The organism is Chryseobacterium oncorhynchi (assembly GCF_002899895.1).
GTDB classification, from domain to species: domain Bacteria; phylum Bacteroidota; class Bacteroidia; order Flavobacteriales; family Weeksellaceae; genus Chryseobacterium; species Chryseobacterium oncorhynchi.
Map to the genome: position 1 here is coordinate 1 of NZ_PPEI02000003.1, position 23,171 is coordinate 23,171.

The 23,171-nt window shown below is 35.9% G+C and carries 16 protein-coding genes; 11 read left to right on the plus strand and 5 right to left on the minus strand.

The window, feature by feature from the left end; genetic code table 11:
• Window positions 1–894: 894 nt before the first annotated feature.
• Both C1638_RS10240 and C1638_RS10245 read right to left on the minus strand, forming a co-directional pair.
• The gene (locus C1638_RS10240; RefSeq protein WP_109620677.1) at window positions 895–1,941 is read right to left on the minus strand and encodes a PA0069 family radical SAM protein; all 1,047 of its coding nucleotides are present in this window, start codon (window positions 1,939–1,941) and stop codon (window positions 895–897) included.
• A gap of 122 nt (window positions 1,942–2,063) precedes the next feature.
• A complete protein-coding gene (locus C1638_RS10245) occupies window positions 2,064–2,258 on the minus strand; it encodes a hypothetical protein (protein ID WP_076352774.1) in 195 nt (64 codons plus the stop codon).
• Between the two features lie 174 nt (window positions 2,259–2,432).
• Between C1638_RS10245 and C1638_RS10250 the strand changes: the two genes are divergently transcribed.
• Window positions 2,433–2,783 carry a hypothetical protein gene (locus C1638_RS10250; protein ID WP_109620679.1) on the plus strand — a complete coding sequence of 117 codons (351 nt, stop codon included), beginning with the start codon at window positions 2,433–2,435 and terminating at the stop codon, window positions 2,781–2,783.
• A 123-nt stretch (window positions 2,784–2,906) separates the two neighbouring features.
• On the opposite strand, the gene C1638_RS10255 is transcribed toward C1638_RS10250, so the two are convergent.
• On the minus strand, window positions 2,907–5,573 hold the full coding sequence (locus tag C1638_RS10255) for an AsmA family protein (protein WP_109620681.1): 2,667 nt from the start codon (window positions 5,571–5,573) through the stop codon (window positions 2,907–2,909).
• A 34-nt stretch (window positions 5,574–5,607) separates the two neighbouring features.
• Window positions 5,608–6,405, minus strand: a complete 798-nt coding sequence (locus C1638_RS10260; protein WP_109620683.1) for a DUF2797 domain-containing protein — start codon at window positions 6,403–6,405, stop codon at window positions 5,608–5,610.
• An 88-nt stretch (window positions 6,406–6,493) separates the two neighbouring features.
• Between C1638_RS10260 and C1638_RS10265 the strand changes: the two genes are divergently transcribed.
• The 10 genes from C1638_RS10265 (at window position 6,494) to msrA (ending at window position 22,135) form a co-directional block, all read left to right on the plus strand.
• Window positions 6,494–7,522 carry a GDP-mannose 4,6-dehydratase gene (locus C1638_RS10265; RefSeq protein ID WP_109620685.1) on the plus strand — a complete coding sequence of 343 codons (1,029 nt, stop codon included), beginning with the start codon at window positions 6,494–6,496 and terminating at the stop codon, window positions 7,520–7,522.
• A gap of 136 nt (window positions 7,523–7,658) precedes the next feature.
• Entirely contained in the window at window positions 7,659–7,880 is a 222-nt protein-coding gene (locus tag C1638_RS10270; protein ID WP_002662059.1) for a DUF2795 domain-containing protein, read from the plus strand.
• A gap of 125 nt (window positions 7,881–8,005) precedes the next feature.
• Entirely contained in the window at window positions 8,006–11,080 is a 3,075-nt protein-coding gene (gene secA / locus C1638_RS10275; protein ID WP_109620687.1) for a preprotein translocase subunit SecA, read from the plus strand.
• 151 nt (window positions 11,081–11,231) lie between these two features.
• Complete coding sequence (locus C1638_RS10280) at window positions 11,232–13,427, plus strand: TonB-dependent siderophore receptor (RefSeq protein WP_109620689.1); 2,196 nt, start codon at window positions 11,232–11,234, stop codon at window positions 13,425–13,427.
• 35 nt (window positions 13,428–13,462) lie between these two features.
• Complete coding sequence (locus tag C1638_RS10285) at window positions 13,463–15,676, plus strand: TonB-dependent siderophore receptor (protein ID WP_109620692.1); 2,214 nt, start codon at window positions 13,463–13,465, stop codon at window positions 15,674–15,676.
• A 40-nt stretch (window positions 15,677–15,716) separates the two neighbouring features.
• On the plus strand, window positions 15,717–16,919 hold the full coding sequence (locus C1638_RS10290; protein WP_109620694.1) for a PepSY-associated TM helix domain-containing protein: 1,203 nt from the start codon (window positions 15,717–15,719) through the stop codon (window positions 16,917–16,919).
• Window positions 16,919–19,033 (plus strand): TonB-dependent receptor, encoded by a 2,115-nt coding sequence (locus C1638_RS10295; protein ID WP_109620696.1) that lies wholly within the window; start codon window positions 16,919–16,921, stop codon window positions 19,031–19,033. Before C1638_RS10290 ends, C1638_RS10295 begins: the two co-directional genes overlap by 1 nt.
• A 51-nt stretch (window positions 19,034–19,084) precedes the next feature.
• Window positions 19,085–20,293: a PepSY-associated TM helix domain-containing protein gene (locus tag C1638_RS10300; protein WP_109620698.1), complete on the plus strand. Its 1,209-nt coding sequence runs from the start codon at window positions 19,085–19,087 to the stop codon at window positions 20,291–20,293.
• 79 nt (window positions 20,294–20,372) lie between these two features.
• Entirely contained in the window at window positions 20,373–21,341 is a 969-nt protein-coding gene (locus tag C1638_RS10305) for an ROK family protein (RefSeq protein WP_106917700.1), read from the plus strand.
• A 239-nt stretch (window positions 21,342–21,580) separates the two neighbouring features.
• Complete coding sequence (gene msrA, locus C1638_RS10310; RefSeq protein ID WP_165826524.1) at window positions 21,581–22,135, plus strand: peptide-methionine (S)-S-oxide reductase MsrA; 555 nt, start codon at window positions 21,581–21,583, stop codon at window positions 22,133–22,135.
• A 42-nt stretch (window positions 22,136–22,177) separates the two neighbouring features.
• Here the strand turns inward: msrA and C1638_RS10315 are convergent, their stop codons facing one another.
• Window positions 22,178–22,993: a hypothetical protein gene (locus C1638_RS10315; protein ID WP_109620702.1), complete on the minus strand. Its 816-nt coding sequence runs from the start codon at window positions 22,991–22,993 to the stop codon at window positions 22,178–22,180.
• Window positions 22,994–23,171 lie beyond the last annotated feature (178 nt).

Here is a 23,171-nt window from a genome sequence, read left to right on the forward strand (position 1 = left end):
GTTCTTTCGTAGTCTATTATGTTTACGCCTATCTAAAGGCTTTCTGCGCTACTGAATGTACTCTCGTTTTCAGTGGGGCAAAGATAGAAACTTATACCACAACTCGCAAACTTATTTAACATAAAATTCATATCCAGTTCATATTTTACCTTAAGACACTGGAACGCAGAGAGAAAAATTTTAAACAAATGTTTGAGAGAATGCATGGGTGACGGATGAGTATCAGAGTTGGAGGGTCGGAGAGTGTTTTGGGAGGGGTTGAGGATGGGATAAATGTATAATGTATAATGTATAATGTATAATGTATAATGAAAGGTATACCTATATATAATAGCAGAGGTTTTTCTAAAAACAAATATTCTTTATTTACGTTTGGGCTAAAGCCAACAAGAACGTTTTCTTTTTATTAAACGGGTTAAAACCCGTTTCTATTGAATTTTTACAGTCTGGATGATTATCTGGAGAGGATAATGATTATTCGTTGACAGGATCATCAACCACAATGAGCACGGATTTGCACAGAGGATGATGGTATAATATAGATAAGAGAGAAAGTTGATGATACGGAATACAACTATTCATAACCTAAAACCTAGAATTGTAACTTCAAAACCAAAAAACAGGAACACGAAACACGAAACCCGAAAATCATCATTTATAATTTATAATTCCCTCCCCTAGCCCTGATAGGAATGGTTACCCCACAGCTTACATTGGAGAGTGGGTGGGTTTGAGGCTTGGAATGCGCTGCAGCGAGGAGTAGAAATGGATAGCAGGAATAGCTCCTAAGAAATAGGATATACTAAATATATGATATACGAGTAATAAAAAACGGTTGGAAATGACAAATCCACCTATACTATATATAATAGATAAGCCTTTTAAGAAATCATATCAATCGAACAATCTCAGTTGCTGATCTCGTGTTCCAGTAAAATTAGAGGTGGAAAGCTTAGGAAACTCTTTTCCCTCGAAGAACTTCTTCTTTCCTATTTTAAAGGTTGTATGAATCATGTCTGCAATATTCCCTTCTCCTCTCTGTCTTTCAAAATATCTTTTATCTCCTAGTTTTCCTCCGCGCATGGAACGGATGAGATTAAGCACTTTTTGTGCCCTGTCTGGAAAATGAGATTCTATCCAGTTAACAAAAACAGGCTCTACTGTATCGTTTAACCGAACTATGGTATATCCAAAACTTAAAGCTCCAGCATCAGCAATTGTTTTAAGGATCGTTAAAGGCTCATCACTGTTGAGTCCCGGAATGATAGGTGCTACCATGACATGTACGGGAATATTATTTTCAGTGAGAATTTCTATGGCATTTAGTTTATTTTTTGCGGAACTTGTTCTTGGTTCCATTTTCCTCCTCAAATCTTCATTAATAGTAGGAATACTTAATGAAACAGAAACAAGGTTTTGCTCCGCCATGGGTTTTAAAATATCCAAATCCCTTAAGACCATTGCATTTTTTGTCAGAATATTGACAGGATGTCTGTAATCAAGACAAACCTGCAGTAGCTTTCTGGTGATTTCGAATTGTCTTTCAGCCGGCTGATAGCAGTCTGTATTACCAGACAGTAAAATTGGCGCCGCTTTATATCCTCTTTTTTGAAAGAACTTTTCCAATAATTCAGGTGCATTTTTCTTCACCATGATCTTTCTTTCAAAATCAATTCCGGCACTATACCCCCAATATTCATGGGTAGGTCTTGCAAAACAATAGGAACAACCATGTTCACATCCTTGATAAGGATTCATGGAATATTCCATTGGAAGATCTTCACTTTTAACCTGATTGACAATCGTTTTCGGGAAAACTTCGGTGAAAGTAGTTTTTATGGTTTCGAAATCTTCATCTTCAGGCTCATAGGTATACTTGTCGAAACGATTGACTACGTTCCGCTGAGCACCCTGACCTTTTATGAAGTTTTCGTTTTTCATTCTGATGTAAAATTAGAATGGAATTATTATAAAATAATGAACTTTAACATTAAAGTTTTCCACAAAAAAAATCCAACACTTTCAAAAGCGTTGGATTAAACATAATTAAATATATTTTTTTACTACTTCAGCGCGTAAAATTCCACTCCGTGTGTTTCATCGTCGTGGTTCTTTTCATCAAAGTGTCTGTGATAATCCGAATAGGTATCACTATATTTTTTGTCTTTTTTAGTTAATATCTTTTTTAATCCTATTAAGCTTAATACTGCCAAAAGACCAACTCCTCCTGCCAGCAAAACTCCAACTTCTTTTTTCATATTTTCTTTGATTTATTATCGTTAGCATTGCAAAAAGTGTACCTATTTTATTTTTCTAAATTATAAATTTTGTTAACATTAACCTCCATTTTCAAGAAAACTCTAATGTGTTATTTTTCTTATCTTTAGAAAAGCAATGGTTTAATTATTGCACTTAACAACAAAAATATTATTATGGAAAATACAGAAAGCAGCGATAAAATGACAACTTTAAGCCAGGTCATGCAAACGCTCTCTGAAAGGGGGATTAAGCGAGAATTCAGAATGAATGAGAACTGTGAAATGAAATTTGAAAATTCTGATAAAGTCTACCAACCCTCTGAATTGGTGATCCTAAAAACTTATCGTTTTGAAGGAGACAGCAATCCGGATGACAATGCTGTATTATATGTATTAAAAGATGGTGCAGGAAACCGTGGAATGATCATTGATTCCTATGGTGCAGACAGCAATTATCCTGGTGAAAAATTTGATGAATTCCTTAGAAATATTCCTGTTTTGGATAGTGATGAATTCAATTATTAAAAGATAATACAAATATTAATTTTTTAAACCATTAAGATCGTTTTGATTAAAAAACAAAACAACAGGTTCTATTAATAATTGACATAATAAGTTAAGGATTAATACATTTAATGGTTTAAAAGATTATTTTTCTTCAGTCTCCTCTTTCTTTTTAAATATTTTATTGAAAAAACCTTTCTTTTTCTCAACTTCTGCTGTAGCTTTCGGAGTAGCTTCTTTACTTTTTGAGTCTTTTATTTCTTTCTTAATCTCTTTTACCGACTGCTTCATTTCCTTTACTGTTGAAACGGCATTCTTTACTTTTGCCTCTGTTTTTTCAACATTTTTCCCAATCAGAGTTTTCTTCAAGCCTTGTTCAATTCCTTTCCAAAATAGATTAAAAAAGGATTTTGTAGGATCGCGTTCTACATTTTCTACGGCAACTGATTCTGGAAAACTTCCTGAATTTGACTTTAAGAAAACATTCGCAACTGCCGTCAAAAAGCCTTTTTTCTCATGATTATGTTTATTTAAAACAGCAATCTTTAAGTCTTTATGCTTTAAGTTGAATGTCCCATGTAAACCGGCTGGATTTCCCTTAAAATTAAAAAACATTTCCTGAATAGTTCCGGCAGTAGCCGTCACATGAAGATAGGGCCTGATAAATGGATTAATCCCATTCATCGGAAGATTAGTCGTTTTACCTGAAATAGTGAAAGCATCATTTTGATCTGCAACATCAAAATTCCAGTTGACGGAAAGTGGCGACAAATTCATGAATGAGCAATTAATCTTAATATCAACCTTAGTAGGTTTTCCTTTTGCTTTGCCAGAATTCAGGTTTTTAACGTTCATATTAAAGTTGCCAAACGTTAGTTTCCCCGGCCCCATACTTTCTGGAGTATCTTCTTCGTAGACTAAAACCGAGTTTTTCAGATCCAGATTATTAATATTCATGGGGATTTTAATGGATCTAAGCATCTTAGAATACAAAGCTTTCACCTTTGGGTCGTCTTTTGGAATTTTGCTTCTAAAAATATTGGCATTTGCAGATTGAATTGTAACATGAGAAGCATTGATGGATTTATTGTTGGAAAACAGATCCCAATCTCCCTCAGCAGTTACTTGTGCCATCTTTAAATCATACAAATCTCTTTCTACAGGTATCATTTTGATAAACTGAGCTCTCGAAACGAGAGGTTTCATTGCAAAATTATTGATCTGGACTTTATTTTTATTCAATTTTAAAAGACCTAGGCTGATATTATAAAACTGAGTTTTATAAGCAAAATTACGGGTGGTCAGAAAATAATCCTTTACTTTAAAAGAAAGACCTTGATTATTGCCTTTTGGTGCTATTTCGATACCGTTTATCGTAGCATTCAGATCATGGAATGCCAATGGTTCCTTTCCTTTATCATAAATAAGATTTGAATTTTTTAATGAAGTCTTTCTTATGATAACAGATCCTATGATCCCTGAATCAGCATTTTTCTTCGGCTTATTTTCTCCTGCCTTGATGGTTCCGTTTAGATTTTCAATAAGGAAATCCTTGATATCCAGATTCAGTTTTTTATTGATGAATTCTAGTTTATTAATATTAAAGGCAATGTGATTAGATTTTAAATCCAATGTTGTTTTTCCATTAGCAACAGAATTTGGAGAGAATAAAATATTCCTAAGCTCTCCATTGGTAGGCTTCAATGCAACACTTCCAATACTAATATTCTGATGATTGGAATAGGTAATATCCTTTCCTGAGAACGTAAAATCCTTATATCCTATTGGAATAACCTGTTCTGAGGTTTCTTTGTTAAATATCAGCTTATTGATATTCAAATTCAGGTTTCCAGCAGATAAAAGTCTGCTTCCGTCGGGTTTATTGACTTGAGCAATAGCATTTTTCAGTCTTATATTCTCTAAATTAATCTCAAAATTTAATGACTTCTCTGTTTTTTTAGCTTTTTTTACTCCGGTATTATAAACGATAACAACAGGATTTTGGAAGTCTGCATCTGCCAAAGAAATTTTATTTTTATTTAAGATCACATACTTGAAATTCATTTCAGGAATAGAAAACTCAAACAGCTGAGTTTTTTTAGGATAATATTTCTTAAACTGCTCAAAGGACAACAGTGGAAGCAGCTTTAAATTTTTAACTGACATTTGTCCGTCAGCTGTATTAATGGATTGAATAGTAACAGCATATATATTATCCGGTCTGAAGAAAAAGCTTTCTCCTTTTATACTGTATCTATCAAAGACAATAGGTAATTTATTCTCCACAGATTCTTCCGTCATCTGTAGATTTTCTACAAATAGATTGAGTTTCTGTACAGAAAGCAACTTCTGTTTGGTATGTCTGAAAATAGCTACAGATCCATCATTGATCCTTATATTTTCGAATAAAAACGGATTCTTTTTCTTACCTGTTTTACGATCAATAGGCCGAGCCAGAATTACATTTAAGTTGGGTTTGGCAAGTAAGAGATCGGAAGAGCTTATTTTTTTGTTGAAAATAGCATCATAGATTCCGAAGCGGCTAATCTTTAAGGTATCAACCGTCCCCTGAAGACCTAAAACATTGGTATTTTGCGGATCTTTACTATTAACAGAAATTCCTGTCGCAAGGATATTACCTGTTCCTAGATCCACATCAAGATTTTTATAGGAAACCTTGTAGTCTGTATTGTTCTTTATATAGTTTGGAAGTTGGGTTTTCAGCCACATATTCAGTCCGAAATTCGCAGCAAGAAGTAATCCTGCCAGAATTCCGAAACTTATTAATAGTCTTTTAACCCATTTTTTCATATTGTGATTTGGTTTAATGTATCTTAAATTAGGATCAATTTTTTATAGCCAATTCGATTACATAGCCCTCATGTCCTCTTACATTGATAAAGTTCCCCCCTTCAAATGCAAGATATTGACCTTTAATACCAACAAGTTTCCCTGTAAATTCAGGTTTCTTATCTAAGGTAAATGAGGTTACCTTTTCTGGTTTTTCAAAAGGATAATCAAATTTCCACACTTCTTCTCCCTCACTATAGAACTTTTGAAAATCTTCAGGAAAATACTCTTTAATCTTTTGTCTGAAATCCGCAAGGTCTATCTCTCCCTCAAAATCATCCTGAAGCATCTTTCTCCAGTTTGTTTTATCTTGTAAATGATCCTTTAGTGCAACTTCTATCATCCCAGCTTCATAACGATTTTCTGTTCTTGCAATGGGTAATGCAAAGGTTGCTCCCTGATCGATCCATCTTGTTGGGATCTGAGTATTTCTGGTTACTCCCACCTTTACATCACCAGTATAAGCAAGGTAAACGGTGTGGGGCTGAAGCTGAATTTGTTTTTCAACCTCCAGATCACGCTCTGCCACCCCTAAATGTGCTGTGGAAAGCTCCGGACGGATAATGGTATCACTTGCATAGGGACTTTCAAAAAAGCAACTCTTGCAGAATCCCATTCTGTAAATAGGTTTATTCTCACCACAATTTACGCACTGGAATCCGACATGTTTAATGCTTAACTCCTTTCCAAACAACTCATTCATGTGGATCAAATCCCCTGAAAGATTGAGATAATATTGGATAGGTTTTCCATCGTAGTTTGTCATTTTTAATATTTGCCCTTGAAACTGCATATTATATTTATATTACTTTTTTACGTAAATTTAATGATTATATTTTTCAAAAAGTAAAATTTATATTTTTGTATAAATAAAACCACAGATGATTTATCTTATAACAGGAGGCAGCGGGTTCATTGGTTCCCATTTAATTGAACGATTATTAAGAAATGGACATTCTGTCATAAACATTGACAATTTTGATGATTTCTACAACTATCAGATAAAAATTAAAAACACTTTAGAGTCAATTGATAAAATTTCGGATTTTGAGTTCTCTGACAAAGAGACTGATATTCAGCACCTAGTTTCCTTCTCTAACTCTCACAATTACACCCTTTATTATCAAGATATTAGAGATAAAAAAGGACTTGAAAATATTTTTAAAAGCCATTCTATTGATATGGTGATCCACTTGGCAGCATTAGCCGGCGTTCGCCCTTCTATCGAAAGGCCTTTGGAGTATGAAGAAGTGAATGTTCGCGGTACCATGAACCTTTGGGAACTCTGCAAGGATTTTAATATTAAAAAATTCATTTGTGCTTCCTCATCAAGTGTTTATGGCAATAATGAAAAGACTCCGTTTTCAGAAACCGATAATGTAGATAATCCTATTTCTCCTTATGCTGCTACCAAGAAATGTGGAGAAATTCTGGGACATGTTTATCATAAGCTTTATCATATTGATATGATCCAGCTAAGATTCTTTACAGTATACGGACCAAGACAACGCCCAGATCTTGCCATACACAAATTCACTCAACTTATTTCTGAGGGAATAGAAATCCCTTTTTACGGAGATGGAAATACAGCAAGAGATTATACGTATGTTGATGATATTATTGATGGCGTGACCAAATCTATTCTTTATCTGGAAAAGAATTCTGATGTCTATGAAATCCTTAATCTGGGAGAAAATCAGGTGATCACCCTAAACGACATGGTTGCAACCATAGAAAATGCCATGAACGTGACTGCTGTCAGAAAAAATCTGCCAATGCAGCCGGGTGATGTCACAAAAACCAATGCAGATATTACAAAAGCAAAGGGTTTAATAGGCTATGAACCCTCCACAGACTTCCAAAATGGCATAAAAAAATTTGTGGAATGGTTTTTGAGAAAACGACATTAAGTAAATTACTGACATGGCTGCCTTGCAGTTGGTGACAGTCATTTATAAGAAAAAATTATAAAAAGAATTGAAAATCAAGTATAAAAAAGTTTATTATACAACCTATTTTTATACTTTTGCAAAAAATTAGAAAATTATGTACTGGACATTAGAATTAGCTTCATATCTAAGTGACGCACCTTGGCCAATGACAAAAGCAGAGCTTATTGACTACGCAATCAGAACTGGTGCTCCTATGGAAGTAGTTGAAAACCTTCAGGCAATCGAAGATGAAGGAGAAATTTATGAATCTATTGAGGAAGTATGGAGTGATTATCCTACGGACGAGGATTTCCTTTGGAACGAGGACGAATATTAATAAAGCGATAAGCTTTAGGCTGCGTGCTTAGAGCTTTTTTGCCCTTTTTATATATTAACTTACACGATAAGCGTGTCATTTAAAACGCTTAAAGCATCTTGCATTAAGCATAAAGCAAAAAATTTATGAGTTTTTTAAACAAAGTTCTTAAAGGGTTTTTGGGAGACAAAAAAGCGCAGGACCTAAAAGAAGTAAAAAAAGTTGTAACAAAAATCAAGGCTGTAGAACCAAACATCCAACAATTGTCGGATGATGGTTTGAGACAAAAAACTGCTGAGTTTAAAGAGAATATAAAATCTGCAACCAGTAAGATCACAGCTCAAATAGAACAGATTAAAGAGCAGATAAAAAACTCAACAAACGTTGACGAGAAAGAAGCTCTTTTCTCAACAATTGAGTCTTTAAAGAAAGAATCATACGAAATTGAAGAAAAAGTCCTGGTTCAGGTTCTTCCGGAAGCTTTTGCATTGATAAAAGAAACCGCAAGAAGATGGGCTCAGAATGGAGAAATCCGTGTAACGGCAAGTGATTGGGATAGAGAACTTGCTTCTGCAGGGAAAGATTTCGTTGAAATTCAAGGAGACACAGCTGTTTGGAAAAACTCATGGGATGCTGCCGGAACTCCTGTAGTTTGGGATATGGTCCACTATGACGTTCAGTTTATCGGAGGTATTATTCTTCACAGCGGAAAAATTGCAGAGATGGCAACCGGTGAGGGTAAAACTTTGGTAGGAACACTACCTATTTACTTAAATTCACTTCCTGAAAGAGGGGTTCACGTTGTAACAGTGAATGACTACCTTGCAAAAAGAGACTCCGCATGGATGGGACCTCTTTATCAGTTTCATGGAATGTCTATTGACTGTATTGATAACCACCAACCGAACTCAGACGGAAGAAGAAAAGCATACAACTCAGATATTACTTATGGAACCAACAACGAATTTGGTTTCGATTATTTGAGAGATAACATGGTGACTTCACCTACAGAATTGGTACAAAGAGAATTGAACTTTGCTATCGTAGACGAGGTGGATTCTGTATTGGTAGATGATGCAAGAACACCATTAATCATTTCCGGTCCGGTTCCTCAGGGAGACAGACAGGAGTTTGATGTTCTAAAGCCTTCAATCGACAGAATTGTTGAAGTTCAGAAAAAAACAGTTTCCGCAATCTTCAATGAAGCGAAAAAACTAATCGCTGCAGGAAACACAAAAGAAGGAGGATTCAAATTGCTTCAGGCTTACAGAGGTCTTCCTAAAAACAGACAATTAATCAAATTCTTATCGGAAAGCGGAAACAGAGCATTGCTTCAGAAAGTTGAAGCGCAATACATGCAGGATAACAACCGTGATATGCCGATTGTAGATAAGGATCTTTACTTCGTTATTGAAGAAAAGAACAATCAGGTTGACCTTACAGACAAGGGTGTTGAATATATGTCTCAGGGTAACTCTGATGCTAATTTCTTCGTTCTTCCTGATATTGGGACTGAAATTGCTGAAGTAGAAGCTAAAAACTTATCTAAAGAAGAGGAATTCGAGGCTAAAGAAAGACTTTTCTCTGATTTTGCTGAAAAATCAGAACGTGTTCATACCATGAGCCAGCTATTGAAAGCTTATACATTATTTGAAAAAGATGATGAATATGTAGTTATCGATGGTGAGGTAAAAATTGTTGATGAGCAAACAGGACGTATCATGGAGGGACGTCGTTATTCAGACGGTCTTCACCAGGCTATTGAAGCTAAGGAAAATGTAAAAATTGAGGCTGCAACGCAAACTTTTGCAACAGTTACCCTTCAGAACTACTTCCGTATGTACAATAAGCTTGCGGGGATGACAGGTACTGCTGAAACAGAGGCAGGTGAGCTTTGGGAAATCTACAAATTAGATGTTGTGGTAATTCCAACCAACCGTCCTATTTTAAGAAATGACAAACAAGATTTAGTTTTCAAAACTAATAGAGAAAAATATAACGCTGTAATTGAGGAAATTGAAAGATTAACTGCAGCAAAAAGACCTGTACTTGTAGGTACTACGTCTGTTGAAATTTCTCAGTTGCTTTCAAAGGCACTTCAATTAAGAAAGATTCCACACCAGGTACTGAACGCGAAGCTTCACAAGAAAGAAGCTGAGATTGTTGCAGGAGCAGGACAGCCGGGAGTTGTAACTATTGCAACCAACATGGCAGGTCGTGGTACGGATATTAAGCTTTCTAAGGAGGTAAAAGAAGCAGGAGGTCTTGCAATTATCGGTACAGAAAGACATGACTCAAGACGTGTTGACAGACAGTTGAGAGGTAGAGCGGGACGTCAGGGAGACCCTGGAAGTTCTCAGTTCTATGTTTCTCTTGAAGACAACCTAATGCGTTTATTCGGATCCGAAAGAATTGCTAAAATGATGGACAGAATGGGTCATAAGGATGGTGAAGTTATTCAGCACTCCATGATCAGTAAGTCTATTGAAAGAGCTCAGAAAAAAGTAGAAGAAAACAACTTCGGAACAAGAAAGAGACTTCTTGAGTATGATGACGTAATGAACAAGCAGCGTGATGTAATCTACAAGAGAAGAAAGAATGCTCTATTTGGAGACCACTTGAAATATGATATTACAAATATGATTTTCGATGTTTCTAATTCTATCGTTGCGAAAGGAAAAGCTACTGGAAATTATAAGGATTTTGAATACGAAATCATTAAAACGTTCACAATGGAATCTCCGGTTTCTATGAATGATTTTAATAATAAAACTGTTCAGGATTTAACTAATATCTTATTCAATGCTGCTCAGGAGGATTATAAGATGAAGCTGAACCTATTAAAGGAAAAATCATTCCCAATCATTGAGAATGTATACCAAAATCAAGGTTCAATGTTTAAAATGATTCAGGTTCCTTTCACAGACGGGCACAAAACAATGACTATTGTAGCTGATCTGAAAGAAGCATACGATACTCACTGTGAAAGTTTAATCAACGATTTTGAAAAGAACATTACTTTATCAATCATTGATGAAAACTGGAAGCTTCACCTTCGTGAAATGGACGATTTAAGAAGATCTTCTCAAGGGGCTGTTTATGAGCAGAAAGATCCACTTGTTATTTACAAACAGGAATCTTTCCACTTATTCAGCGAAATGATGGATAAATTGAACAAAGAAATTGTTTCTTTCTTATACAAAGGAGAAATTCCAGCTTAAGAAAACAATTACTAATATGATAACAAAACCGCTCTGGCATTGCCGGAGCGGTTTTTTGCTATTCAATATATACTATTTTCATGATAAATATCAAGCATATTATTTATTTAGAATACTTAAAAATAATATATTTGCAGAAAATTTGACTTTCATGAAAAATGTACTGATCTGTGCTTCAATGCTTGGTCCAATATTGACCTTCGCTCAAGAAAAAGATTCTACCAATACAAAAAGCATTGAAGAAGTAGTTCTCATTAACTCATATATAAAAAAAGACAGTGAATATTCAAATAAAATGCCTCTAAAGGCTATTGAAAATCCACAATCTTTTTCAAGTATAGATAAAGTCATTTTAGAAAATCAAGGAATTTATACAGCAGACGATGCTCTCAAAAACATTCCAGGTCTACAACCTATGTGGACTTCCAACGGAAGAGCGGGTGATGGTGGCGCTTATGTAAGTTTAAGAGGTTTTGTATCTGCCAATTCTTTAAGAAATGGTGTTTTAGGAGCTGTAACAGGAACGATTGACGCCATTAATCTGGAAAAACTGGAGGTATTGAAAGGCCCCTCAGGAACATTATTCGGAAGTCTGCTTTCAAGTTATGGAGGTGTAATCAACAGGGTTACCAAAAAACCTTATCAGACTTTTGGAGGAAATATCAGTTTATCTGGTGGTAGCTATGACACCTACAGGGCCGCAGTAGACATCAATACTCCTCTTACCCAAGATAAGAAACTATTATTCCGTTTAAATTCTGCCTATACAAACGAAGGAACTTTCCAGACAGAGGGATTCAGACGAAATTTGGCGATTGCTCCAAGTTTAAGCTATAAACCTACAGATCGTTTGAGCATCAATCTTGATATGGAGCTTTTCCAAATGAAAAATATGAGTGACCAGACGTTTTTCTTCTACTCTGGTGAATATCTGCAAAAGGTAAAGAATGTAAAAGACCTTAATCTTGATTATAAAAATTCATATTTAGGGAAAGACCTTACCAACACCGGAAGAAGTATCAACTTTTTCGGACAGGTTAATTATCAAATTTCAAATTCTATTACATCTTCTACAAACTTTAGTACATCATCCAGTTATTCTAACGGATTTATGCCTTATTTATATTTTTCCGGAGATGATGCAACCAGCATGTACAGAAGTGATCAATCTACAAGAGATAGCAGAAAAAAGTCTTTCAATTTTCAACAAAACTTTAATGGAGACTTCCGTATTGGAAATCTAAGAAACAGAGTGGTTTTAGGGTTTGATTATTTAAGAGTAAACAATGATCAGAATTTCTATGATGTCAATGGTTTTGATAAAGATGCAGGAGGAAACTCCATTCCTGTTCCATTACATCAGCCCGGTTTTGATTATACTAATTTTAATGGTACTGCATTACAGGCACAATACAATGCCATAGCAGGAAATGAAAAACCATATCTTATCAAAGGAATTCAGGAGAACTATGCTGTTTATATTTCAAATGTATTAAACGTTACCAATAACCTTAATGTATTAATGGCATTACGTGTTGACAATTACGTTAGCAAACCAAACGCGATTGATCCTGAGCAAAACAAAAAATTAAATCAGACGTTTTTCTCTCCTAAACTAGGAATTGTATATGAGCTTATAAAAGATAAGGTTTCTGTTTTTGGAAATTATCAGAATAGCTTTAAAAACCTGAATTATTATACAGATGCTTCCAAGGCAACAAGAACACCTGTTCCGGAACAGGCTAATCAAATGGAAGGAGGTATTAAGACCAATCTATTTAACGGAAAAGTATCTTCTACTTTCAGTTATTACAATATCCGAGTAAAAGATGTCTTAAGAAACATTCCTACTGTAGATACTCCTAATGCACAAGTGCAGGATGGAACAATTGTAAGCAGAGGTGTTGAGCTTGAAATCAACGCTTATTTACTAAAAGGTTTTACCGCAATTGCCGGATTTAGCTACAATGATTCAAAATACACACAGTCTGATGAATCTGTTCTCAACAGAAGACCAAATACTTCCGGATCACCTTATTTGGCTAACCTCTATGCAAGCTATCAGTTTTTAGATGGAAAACTTAAAGGGCTAGGATTCGGAGTTGGAGGAAATTATGCCAGCGAAAATAAAATTGTAAATACTTTCAATACGACGGCTAAAACTGAAGAAGTATTTACTTTACCATCATACGTTGTCCTAAATGCCAGTGCATATTATGACGCCGGAAAATTCAGAATTGGGGTAAAGGTAGACAACTTTACCAATCAACATTACTGGATTGGGTATACAACGGCAAATCCACAGAGACTCATCAATGCTGTGGGGACCCTAACTTATAAATTCTAAACTGTTACAATAATTTACTACCCCTTATATAAACAATGAAAAAACTGACGATAGGAGCAGCATTATTAACTTCCATGTTAATTTTTGCTCAGGAAAAAGACACGATTAAATCTAATAATATTGAAGAAGTAGTTGTCAACGGAAAATATTATAAAAGATATGTAGAAAAGCAGGGTTCTTCTTCTCTTCGATTGGATGAAGCGCTTATCAAAATTCCTCAGAACATTTCAATCATCACCAACAAAGCCCTAGAAGACCAGCAAGTCACTACTTTAAGTGACGGTGTATTAAGAAACGTTGCCGGAGCCCAAAGGCTGGAACACTGGGGGGATATGTATACGAGAGTGAATATGAGAGGAGCTAGAGCTGCCGCTTTCATGAACGGAGTTAATGTAACGTCAACTTGGGGACCTTTAAGTGAGGATATGAGCTACGTAGATCATATTGAGTTTATCAAGGGACCATCAGGTTTCTTAATGTCAAATGGAGAACCAAGCGGAATTTACAATATCGTTACTAAAAAACCTACCGGAAATGCTCTTAACGGAACAGCAAGAATAACGCTAGGCAGTTTCAATATGTACAGAGGTGAGGCTGATATAGATACTAAAATCACCAATAAAGTGGCTTTCAGATTGAATCTAATGGCTCAGAATAAGAACAGTTTCAGAGACTACGAATTCAATGACAGATACATCATTAATCCATCGTTGAAAGTGGAACTTAGTGATAAAACAACTTTAACTGCAGAGTATATCTACCAAAAGGCAAAAATGTCTGAAGTAGGTTCTGCCTATGTATTCAGTTTTCAGGGTTATAAAGCAAAACCGGTTGGATACACACTTACAGACGCAGGTATTGACCCTACAAAGGTTGATAATAATACCATTAATGTTAATTTACAGCATAAATTCAACGAAAACTGGAAATTAACTTCCCAATTAACGTATGTGAACGAATACACAATGGGAAGCGACCTTTGGCCAAGTATGTTTGAGGGCAATCATATGATTCGTCGTCTAAATTACTGGGAAGCGGACAATACAATGAAATTCGGGCAGGTTTTTCTAAACGGATTTGTAAAAACAGGAAGTGTTTCTCACAAGATCTTAGCAGGTCTTGACCTAGGAAGCAAAAAATATATGGCAGACTGGTCACAAGGATACAATTTAGATAAATATAATGCCAATGGTGATTATGACGCAGTAAACAATAAAGATAAAGATTACAGATATTGGTATAATATAGATACCAGTAACTATGACATTAATATTCCGGGCAACCTAGCTTATTCCGGCCCTAATAATACTACAGCCTACAAGACTTTTGATAAGAGCACTCCTCTTTCTGTAAGAGCCGGAGCCGGCAGCACAATAGATCAAAGGTATACAGGTTTATATCTTCAGGATGAATTAGGTTTCTTTAACGATGCCTTAAGACTTACATTAGCAGCTCGTTACACAAACGTAAAAGAAGTAAATTACGGAACAAAAGCTGAAGCCAACAGAATTACCCCTCGTATCGGATTAAGCTACTCCATTGATCAAAATACTTCTGCATATGCATTATATGATCAGTCATTCGTACCACAGGCAGGGCTATTCAGAAATGGAACAACGGCTTCACCATTAACAGGTAGCAATATCGAGGTAGGTGTTAAGAAAGATTGGTTCGCAGGAAAATGGAACACTACCCTTTCATTATATAATATCAATAAAAATAATGAAATTACAGGAGATCCGGATCTTACGGATAATCCAAATGGAAAATACTCTATTCTATTGGGAAAAACCAGAGTTCAGGGAGTAGAATTTGACCTTAAAGGAGAGATTGTAAAAGGATTCAATGCTATTTTTAATTACGCATTTACAGAAAACAAATATACAGAAACAACAACCAGCGCTAAAAAAGGAGACAGAGTTCCCGGATATGCAAAACATACAGCCAACGGTTGGTTGAATTATACTTTTAGTGATAATATCCTTGAAGGATTTGGATTAAGCTTCGGAGGAACCTACATGGCAGACAGAAGCAGTTGGAATTGGGGAAGTACAAATACCCTACAAATGGCTGACTACGTAAAATTTGACGCAGGTGCTTCTTGGGAAAATTCAAAATTCAGAGTAAATCTGAACGTTTTTAATATCTTCAATAGATATTTATACTCAGGTTCGCCATATGCCGGTTATTATTATTATCAGGCAGATGCCCCTAGAAATTTCAGAATATCAATTGGATATAAATTCTAAAAAAATAAAGGTTAACCCTCTCGGGGGTTAACTTTTTGCTATGAAAAATAAACGTCACCATAAAAAGAAAGTTTCTCCGGCAAAGAAATGGTCTGCCAAACTACACTTGTGGTTTGGTTTGTCCGTTGGTATCATCATATTTATAGTCTCTCTTTCAGGGACTTTATATGTTTTTAAGGATGAAATACAGAATAGTATACGCAAAGAAACCATTCATCTGAAAAAAGAAGACATCGGAACAAAGCCACTGTCTATTAATCTGCTTCGTGAAAAAGTATCACTGGAGCTTAATGAAAAGTATCCTATCAGTGCTGTAGAAATCCCTTTGGATAAAACCAAGTCCTATCAGTTTGAATACTATGAAAAAAGCAAAAAGGGATGGAACTATTTTCAGCAGGTACTCATCAACAAGAAAGTCTATGTCAATCAGTACACTGGAGAAATCCTTGCAGTCTACGATGAAAAATATGATGTATTCAATATTCTGAAATATATCCACTGGGGACTTTTGCTCAACTCAGAATGGGGTCCATATACCGTAGGAATTCCAACCGTTCTTTTTATCATTATGTTGATTACAGGAATCATTTTATGGTGGCCTAAAAATAAAAATGCCAGAAAAGGACGTTTTTGGTTCAATTGGGAAAATGTAAAAAACTGGAAGCGTAAAAACTATGATCTTCACAATATATTAGGATTTTATGCATCGTTTATCGCTTTATTATTATGTATTACAGGGCTTTATTTTGCCTATCCCTACGTAAAAAATACGTTCACATTTGCATTATCCGGCTCTTGGGAACTTCCAAAAGAAAAAGAAAGAAAATCTCCGGACTCCCTGATGGCGAAGAATGAAGCTGTTTTTGATCTGGCTGCGGCACAGACAGAAAAATTATATGCAAAATCATCCAGCTTCAGAATTAATCTAAACGGAAAGAATAAAAAAGGAAAAGAACTGAAAAGCCTTCCGGTAACCGTATACGGGCTTGATGGAAGATACAGTGAAAGAAATATTCTGACATTTGACAAATATTCCGGAAAACTACTAGCCAACAAACCTCATCACAAACTCATTACTGCCGAGAAATACTCTAATGCCAATTATGATATCCATACCGGATCCTACTTCGGAATCATTGGAAAAATCATCTGGTTTATTGCCGGCCTCATATGTACATCACTCCCTGTAACCGGATTCTTGGTTTGGTGGGGAAAAAGAAAGAAACAAGGAAAGAAAATATAATGAAAAAAGTGCTTTTATCAGCTGCCTGCTTAGGAACTACTACCGTTTTTGCTCAGGTAAAAGATAGTTTACAAACTAAAAATGTAGACGAGGTTGTCATGACTGCCTCCAGAAAAAAGGAAAACATAAAAGAAGTTCCAAGCTCTATTACAATCGTAGGAGAAAAGCAGATTCAGTCTCAATTGACGGTCAATTCAGATATCACGAGTATCCTACAATATACCGTTCCCAGTTTAGGAACCAATTCTGGACAGACTTCCAATTCCGGACAAACCTTAAGAGGACGCCAGGTTTTGGTTTTGATTGATGGAGTTCCACAGTCTACCCCACTTCGTAACGGAGCCAGAGATTTAAGGACAATAGACCCTTCAGCTATTGAAAGAATTGAAGTGATCAAAGGAGCGTCTTCCATCTATGGAAACGGAGCAGACGGAGGGATTATCAATTATATTACGAAAAGAAACAAAACAGATAAAAAAATCTCTGGAATTTCACAGATTGGTTTTACAGGACAACCTTATGGTGGTACTTTAGGAGTAAGAGCTAGCCAGCTTTTATCTGGAAAGATCAATAAATTTGATTATACCCTTTCATTAGCCTATGAAAGAACAGGATATACAAAAGATGGAGATGGCGTTATGATAAGCCCTACCTACAGCATTGCTAAGATGGACAATTACAACGGGTTGCTAAAAATAGGCTATGACATCAATGAAAACCAAAGAATCGAAGCCTCTTATATTGGCTATTCTTCAAGATCAGATCTGAGCTTAGGATTAAAAACAGGGAAATACGGCATCACACCTACCATCGGTGAGGGAATTGGAAAAGGTTTGGAAACAACGCCTCAGGGAACCCCGAAAAACCACAACATCAGAGTGAGCTATGACAATAAGAACCTTTTTAAAGGAACTTCTTTGAATATCAATCTTTATTATCAGGACTTCAAAACCGTTTACGGATACAGCGATACCTTTTTCAATGGTGGACAGTCTAATGTAATTTCAAAAAAAGCAGGAGCAAGATTCAATTTTGATACCCAGCTTTGGAATTCAGCCAACTCTCAGGGAGAAATCATCTACGGAGCTGACATTCTGAATGATGAAACTGTACAAAAGCTGGAAGACGGACGTTTTTGGACTCCTAATATGAGCATGACCAATATTGCGCCTTTCTTATTGGCCAAAATTGATCTGTTTAAAAAATTAACCATCAAAGGAGGACTTCGCTACGAAAACATCAAAGTAAATGTAGATGACTTCAATACGCTTTCTACCCTTAAAAGTGATGGAACTTTCACAAAAAGTATTCCTGTAGCCGGTGGAAAACTTGATTATAATGCTTTGGTTGCAAATATTGGTGTTCGCTATAATATTGAGCCTTATATCAATCTTTTTGCGAGTTTCTCTCAAGCCTACTCTATCAATGAACTGGGAAGAATCTTAAGAAACTCTACTTCCGAAACTATTAAAAACCTGGAAACTAAACCAATTATCGTTAATAACTATGAATTGGGTGCTACGGGGCAGCTTTCTAACTGGCTTAATTATGAATTGACATCCTATGTGAGCACCTCAAAACTAGGAGCTTCGTTTGTACAAAGCCCGGACAGAGCACTAATGATTCAGAGATCTCCCGAAATTGTATACGGAGTTGAAGGATTTTTACATTTTACCCCTACAAAATGGATTCAGTTTGGTGGAAGCTATAGCTGGATGGAGGGAATTACCTCAGTAAAAGATGATGGTGATTATTCTACAAAAATTAACAACAGCAGAATTTCTGCACCTAAAGTATTGGCCTATGTTCAGGCAAAACCTATTCCTACTTTATCCATTGGCCTTGATATGCTGCACTCTTTCCAGCAAAACAGATTCGACCCTAATGCCAAAACGGGATTGTATGGTTATGGAGAAGGATATGTTCCTGAGTATACCGTTTTCAATTTCAAGTCAAGCTATGAGGTTAACAATAACTGGAGACTATCATTAGGTGTTGAAAACATTTTCAACAAAGTGTATCAGCCTGCTATTTCATGGTGGACCGCAAGAGACAGTGATTTCACAAATGCTCTTGGATTGAGAGGAACATTCATGATTGAATATAAATTTTAATTAAACTAAATAAAAAGCAAAGCATATCTTTGCTTTACTTTTTACTGTAATATGAAGAAAAATCATCATAAAAAGAAACCGGGTTTCTTTAAAAAATGGTCCGCCAAACTGCATTTATGGTTTGGGCTGGGAATAGGATTTCTAATCTTTATTATCTCTATTACCGGAGCATTGTACGTTTTTAAGGATGAAGTAGAAAACATCACCCGAAAAGATGTTATTTACCATCATGAACAGAATATTGAACAGAAGCAGATCCTTCCCATCAGAGCTATGGAAAAGGCTGTTGCCGATCAGGTAAAGGAAAAGTACCCTATCCATTGGGTCAATATTCCCATCGATAAAAAAATGTCCTATATGTTCTTCTGGTATGAACATAATACGGATGCCTGGAATTATTTTGATGAATTTCCTATTTATAAACAAGCCTATGTAAACCCATATACCGGAAAGGTACTTCGGGTTTATGATGAGAAAAACGGGTTCTTCAATATTGTGAAGATGATTCACTGGAGCTATCTTTTGAAGCAGGACTGGGGAACATATGTTGTGGGAATACCTGTTATTATCTTCATCATCATGTTGATCTCCGGGATTATTCTATGGTGGCCCAAAAACAAGGCAGCAAGAAAGCAGCGTTTTTCTTTTAAATGGAAAAATATCAAAAGCTGGAAAAGAAAGAACTATGATCTTCACAATGTATTGGGTTTTTATGCTTCAATTTTCGCGCTTATCTTTTCCATTACCGGATTGTTTTATGCATTCTTTGTTGTACAGGCAATGATTTATGTTCTATTCTCCGGAGGGGAAACAAAATATCCTGACTTCTCTCACATCAAAACAAAGGCTCCTATAGAACTGAGAACAGAAACAACACTGGATAAGATCATCAATACTGTTAAGGAGAAATATCCAGATTCTTATGGTTTTGCCATTGATTTAGGCCACGAGCATATGGATGACCATGAACACCCTAACTTTGAGGTATATGTAAAACATCTTACCTACTCATATCACAAAAGCAGCAGCCTGATCTTTGACGAAAATTCCGGAGAACTACTTCACACTCACGATCCAAAAGACAAAAACTTTGGTGAAAAGGTTGTGAATGCCAATTATGACATTCACGTAGGAGCTATTTTAGGGCTTCCTACAAAGATTATAGCCTTTATTGTAAGTATTATCTGTGCCTCTCTTCCGGTAACTGGATTTATGATCTGGTGGGGAAGAAAAAAGAAAAAACCTGCAAAACCAGTTTAACATATTAAATAAAACCCAGTTAATAATCTATTAATACAATCTTTTTTATAATTTTAGCCCCTAGAATTTAATAATAGAAATGTCATTAATAGATTTATCAAAACAAGTTGCCCTTGGAGTTGACATCGGCGGAACCAATACTAAGTTCGGAATTGTAAACCACCGTGGAGAAGTTCTGGATAAAGGAAACCTTAAAACTGATGCCTATGATAAAGTAGAGGATTTTATCGATGCATTGTATGAACATGTAGCTCCTTTGATGGAAAAACATGGTACAGAAAAGCACTTCGACGGAATTGGTGTAGGCGCACCCAATGCAAACTATTACAAAGGAACCATAGAGTTAGCCCCTAACCTACCCTGGAAAGGTGTTATTCCTTTTGCTGAGCTGATGACGGCAAAATTCAATTTGCCTTGTACTGTAACCAATGATGCTAATGCTGCTGCTTTGGGAGAAATGCTTTTCGGAGCTGCACGTGGAATGAAAGACTTCATCATGATTACTCTGGGAACAGGTGTTGGCAGCGGAATCATCGCCAACGGAAATCTGATCTATGGACATGATGGTTTTGCCGGAGAACTGGGACACACTATTGTAAAGCCAGGCGGAAGAAAGCACTGGAGTACAGGATCCGAAGGAAGTCTGGAAGCATACGCTTCTGCAACAGGAATTACCATCACTGCCAAGAAAATGAGAGCAGAATTTCCTGAATCTATGCTGAATCAATACCCTGAAGACGAAATTAATTCTAAAACAGTGTATGAATGTGCCATGAAAGAAGACCCGATTGCTACTGAAGTTTTCAGATATACGGGACAAAAATTAGGTGAAGCATTAGCTAATTTTGTAATGTTTTCTTCACCGCAGGCTATTCTTCTATTTGGTGGAGTGATCAAGGCTGGAGACTTTATCTTAAAGCCTGCCAAGCTTCATATGGAGAGAAACCTCCTTCCTATCTTTAGAAATAAAGTAAAACTAGTGTTCAGTGAACTGGACGAGGCAGATGCAGCTATCTTGGGAGCAAGCGCCTTGGTTTGGGAAAAATAACTGAACTTATAAAATAAATCATCAACGCAGTCAACATTGGCTGCGTTTCTTATTGATAAACACTTCCCTTTTTACAAATAGTACATTAAAATTTGACACCAAATTTTGTCTTCAATTGTATAAAAAATTAGACTTATTTGTATTTAGATTCCCTAAAGTTTTTCATACTTTTGATTAGTTTTTTTTCGCTTTTGAGTGGATAAAAGAAAGATATAAGTATACTAAATAATCAACTTACAATGAGCAATAATAATGTAGAGCAAATCACATTTGGCGGTGGATGCTTCTGGTGTGTAGAAAGCTGTTTCAATATCTTGAAAGGTGTGGAATCTGCTATTTCAGGATACTCCGGAGGACATAAGGAAAATCCTACGTATGAAGAAGTGTGTACAGGAGAAACAGATCACGCAGAAGTAGTACAGATCACTTACGATCCTGCTATCATTTCCTATGAACAATTAATGGATGTATTCTTCTTCCTACATGATCCTACCCAGCTGAACAGACAGGGTAATGATATCGGAACTCAATACCGTTCTGTAATTTATTATAAAGATGATGCTGAGAAAGCAAAAGCTGAAGAAGCGATCAAAGTATCTCAAGAATCAGGAAGGTGGGCTGGTACCTATGTAACAGAATTAGCTCAATTTGAAAAGTTCTGGCCTGCTGAACAATACCATCAGGGATATTACAATGAAAACCCTACACAACCCTACTGTAGTGCAGTAGTAGGCCCTAAGATCCAAAAATTTAAAAAATATTTTGGTGAACTGGGAATGCTGAATGCAGAGTAATATAACAATCAAGTATAAAGCGAAAGAATTCTTTCGCTTTTTTTATTGAGCATATTTTTGAATAATATAAGCCGTTGAAGCCCTTAGCTCCCGCCCATTATCCGGGTCTACACCATCCATTGTGAAAAACTCTACATTCCCATTGAATTTTGAGTACCATGTCTTTCCCAAAGCGTTACCTACCGTAAGAGTATCCTTTCTTGTGATCCTTTTAAAATACCTCAGCTGAATTGTATCCTTAGGAATAGCACTTCGCTGGGGATTCTTATCGTCACAATTCATCAACTTATACTCATTATCCTCCCAAAACATACAGTTTTGCTCATTGGCAAATCCCCCGAAAAAACTTAATGGCGCACTGCTATTCTTACTTTTGCTTCCTGCAGAGTAATTTCCAATCAAAACACTTCCAATAAGGAAAATTCCAACAATCCCCAATCCATTTTGCTTTACAAATTCCGGCATCTTAAAATGCTGCTCATTTGTTATATTGATAATAATATTAGACAACTTTTCTGTTAAAGACTCTTCATCTTCATCCACTTTTATTTTCACTGTTGTTTTATTGGCATCTTCATCATTCTTTACAAATGTTCTGGAGAAATCAAGAAAGTCTGTACAGCCTAGATACTGACTAAGTTTATCAAGAATTAAAACATCTTTTATATCAGGGTCTCTATTATCACGTATGGATGCATCATGATATCTGACAAACGATCTTTCGTTAATCATAAATTTTAAGTTCTCATCAAAATAATCAGAGAGTGCAGAAGATAGACCACTCTTTGTACTCGTGGCAGGAAAGTCTTTTTGTGCTTTCTTAAACACCTCATGAATTAGTAGCTTTTTCTTGGTCATATATAGTTTTTTCGGTCATTACAAAATAGGCGATTCCTAATCACACCCCATTACGGATTCCCATAAAGCCTCCCGTGTCCATTCCGTGTCCTTCAAAGTCCAAAACGTGACTAACACCTGCGTCACGCTTTGTCGCATCTTTGCTTCAGAAATCAGTGACAAACAAAACATTACAAAA

Coding starts and splice junctions, on each gene's coding strand:
- C1638_RS10295 (WP_109620696.1), top strand. CDS start 16,919: ATGAAAAAAGTGCTTTTATCAGCTGCCTGCTTAGGAACTACTACCGTT.
- C1638_RS10285 (WP_109620692.1), top strand. CDS start 13,463: ATGAAAAAACTGACGATAGGAGCAGCATTATTAACTTCCATGTTAATT.
- C1638_RS10245 (WP_076352774.1), bottom strand. CDS start 2,258: ATGAAAAAAGAAGTTGGAGTTTTGCTGGCAGGAGGAGTTGGTCTTTTG.
- C1638_RS10270 (WP_002662059.1), top strand. CDS start 7,659: ATGTACTGGACATTAGAATTAGCTTCATATCTAAGTGACGCACCTTGG.
- C1638_RS10315 (WP_109620702.1), bottom strand. CDS start 22,993: ATGACCAAGAAAAAGCTACTAATTCATGAGGTGTTTAAGAAAGCACAA.
- C1638_RS10265 (WP_109620685.1), top strand. CDS start 6,494: ATGATTTATCTTATAACAGGAGGCAGCGGGTTCATTGGTTCCCATTTA.
- secA (WP_109620687.1), top strand. CDS start 8,006: ATGAGTTTTTTAAACAAAGTTCTTAAAGGGTTTTTGGGAGACAAAAAA.
- C1638_RS10300 (WP_109620698.1), top strand. CDS start 19,085: ATGAAGAAAAATCATCATAAAAAGAAACCGGGTTTCTTTAAAAAATGG.
- C1638_RS10305 (WP_106917700.1), top strand. CDS start 20,373: ATGTCATTAATAGATTTATCAAAACAAGTTGCCCTTGGAGTTGACATC.
- C1638_RS10290 (WP_109620694.1), top strand. CDS start 15,717: ATGAAAAATAAACGTCACCATAAAAAGAAAGTTTCTCCGGCAAAGAAA.
- C1638_RS10260 (WP_109620683.1), bottom strand. CDS start 6,405: ATGCAGTTTCAAGGGCAAATATTAAAAATGACAAACTACGATGGAAAA.
- C1638_RS10280 (WP_109620689.1), top strand. CDS start 11,232: ATGAAAAATGTACTGATCTGTGCTTCAATGCTTGGTCCAATATTGACC.
- C1638_RS10240 (WP_109620677.1), bottom strand. CDS start 1,941: ATGAAAAACGAAAACTTCATAAAAGGTCAGGGTGCTCAGCGGAACGTA.
- C1638_RS10250 (WP_109620679.1), top strand. CDS start 2,433: ATGGAAAATACAGAAAGCAGCGATAAAATGACAACTTTAAGCCAGGTC.
- C1638_RS10255 (WP_109620681.1), bottom strand. CDS start 5,573: ATGAAAAAATGGGTTAAAAGACTATTAATAAGTTTCGGAATTCTGGCA.
- msrA (WP_165826524.1), top strand. CDS start 21,581: ATGAGCAATAATAATGTAGAGCAAATCACATTTGGCGGTGGATGCTTC.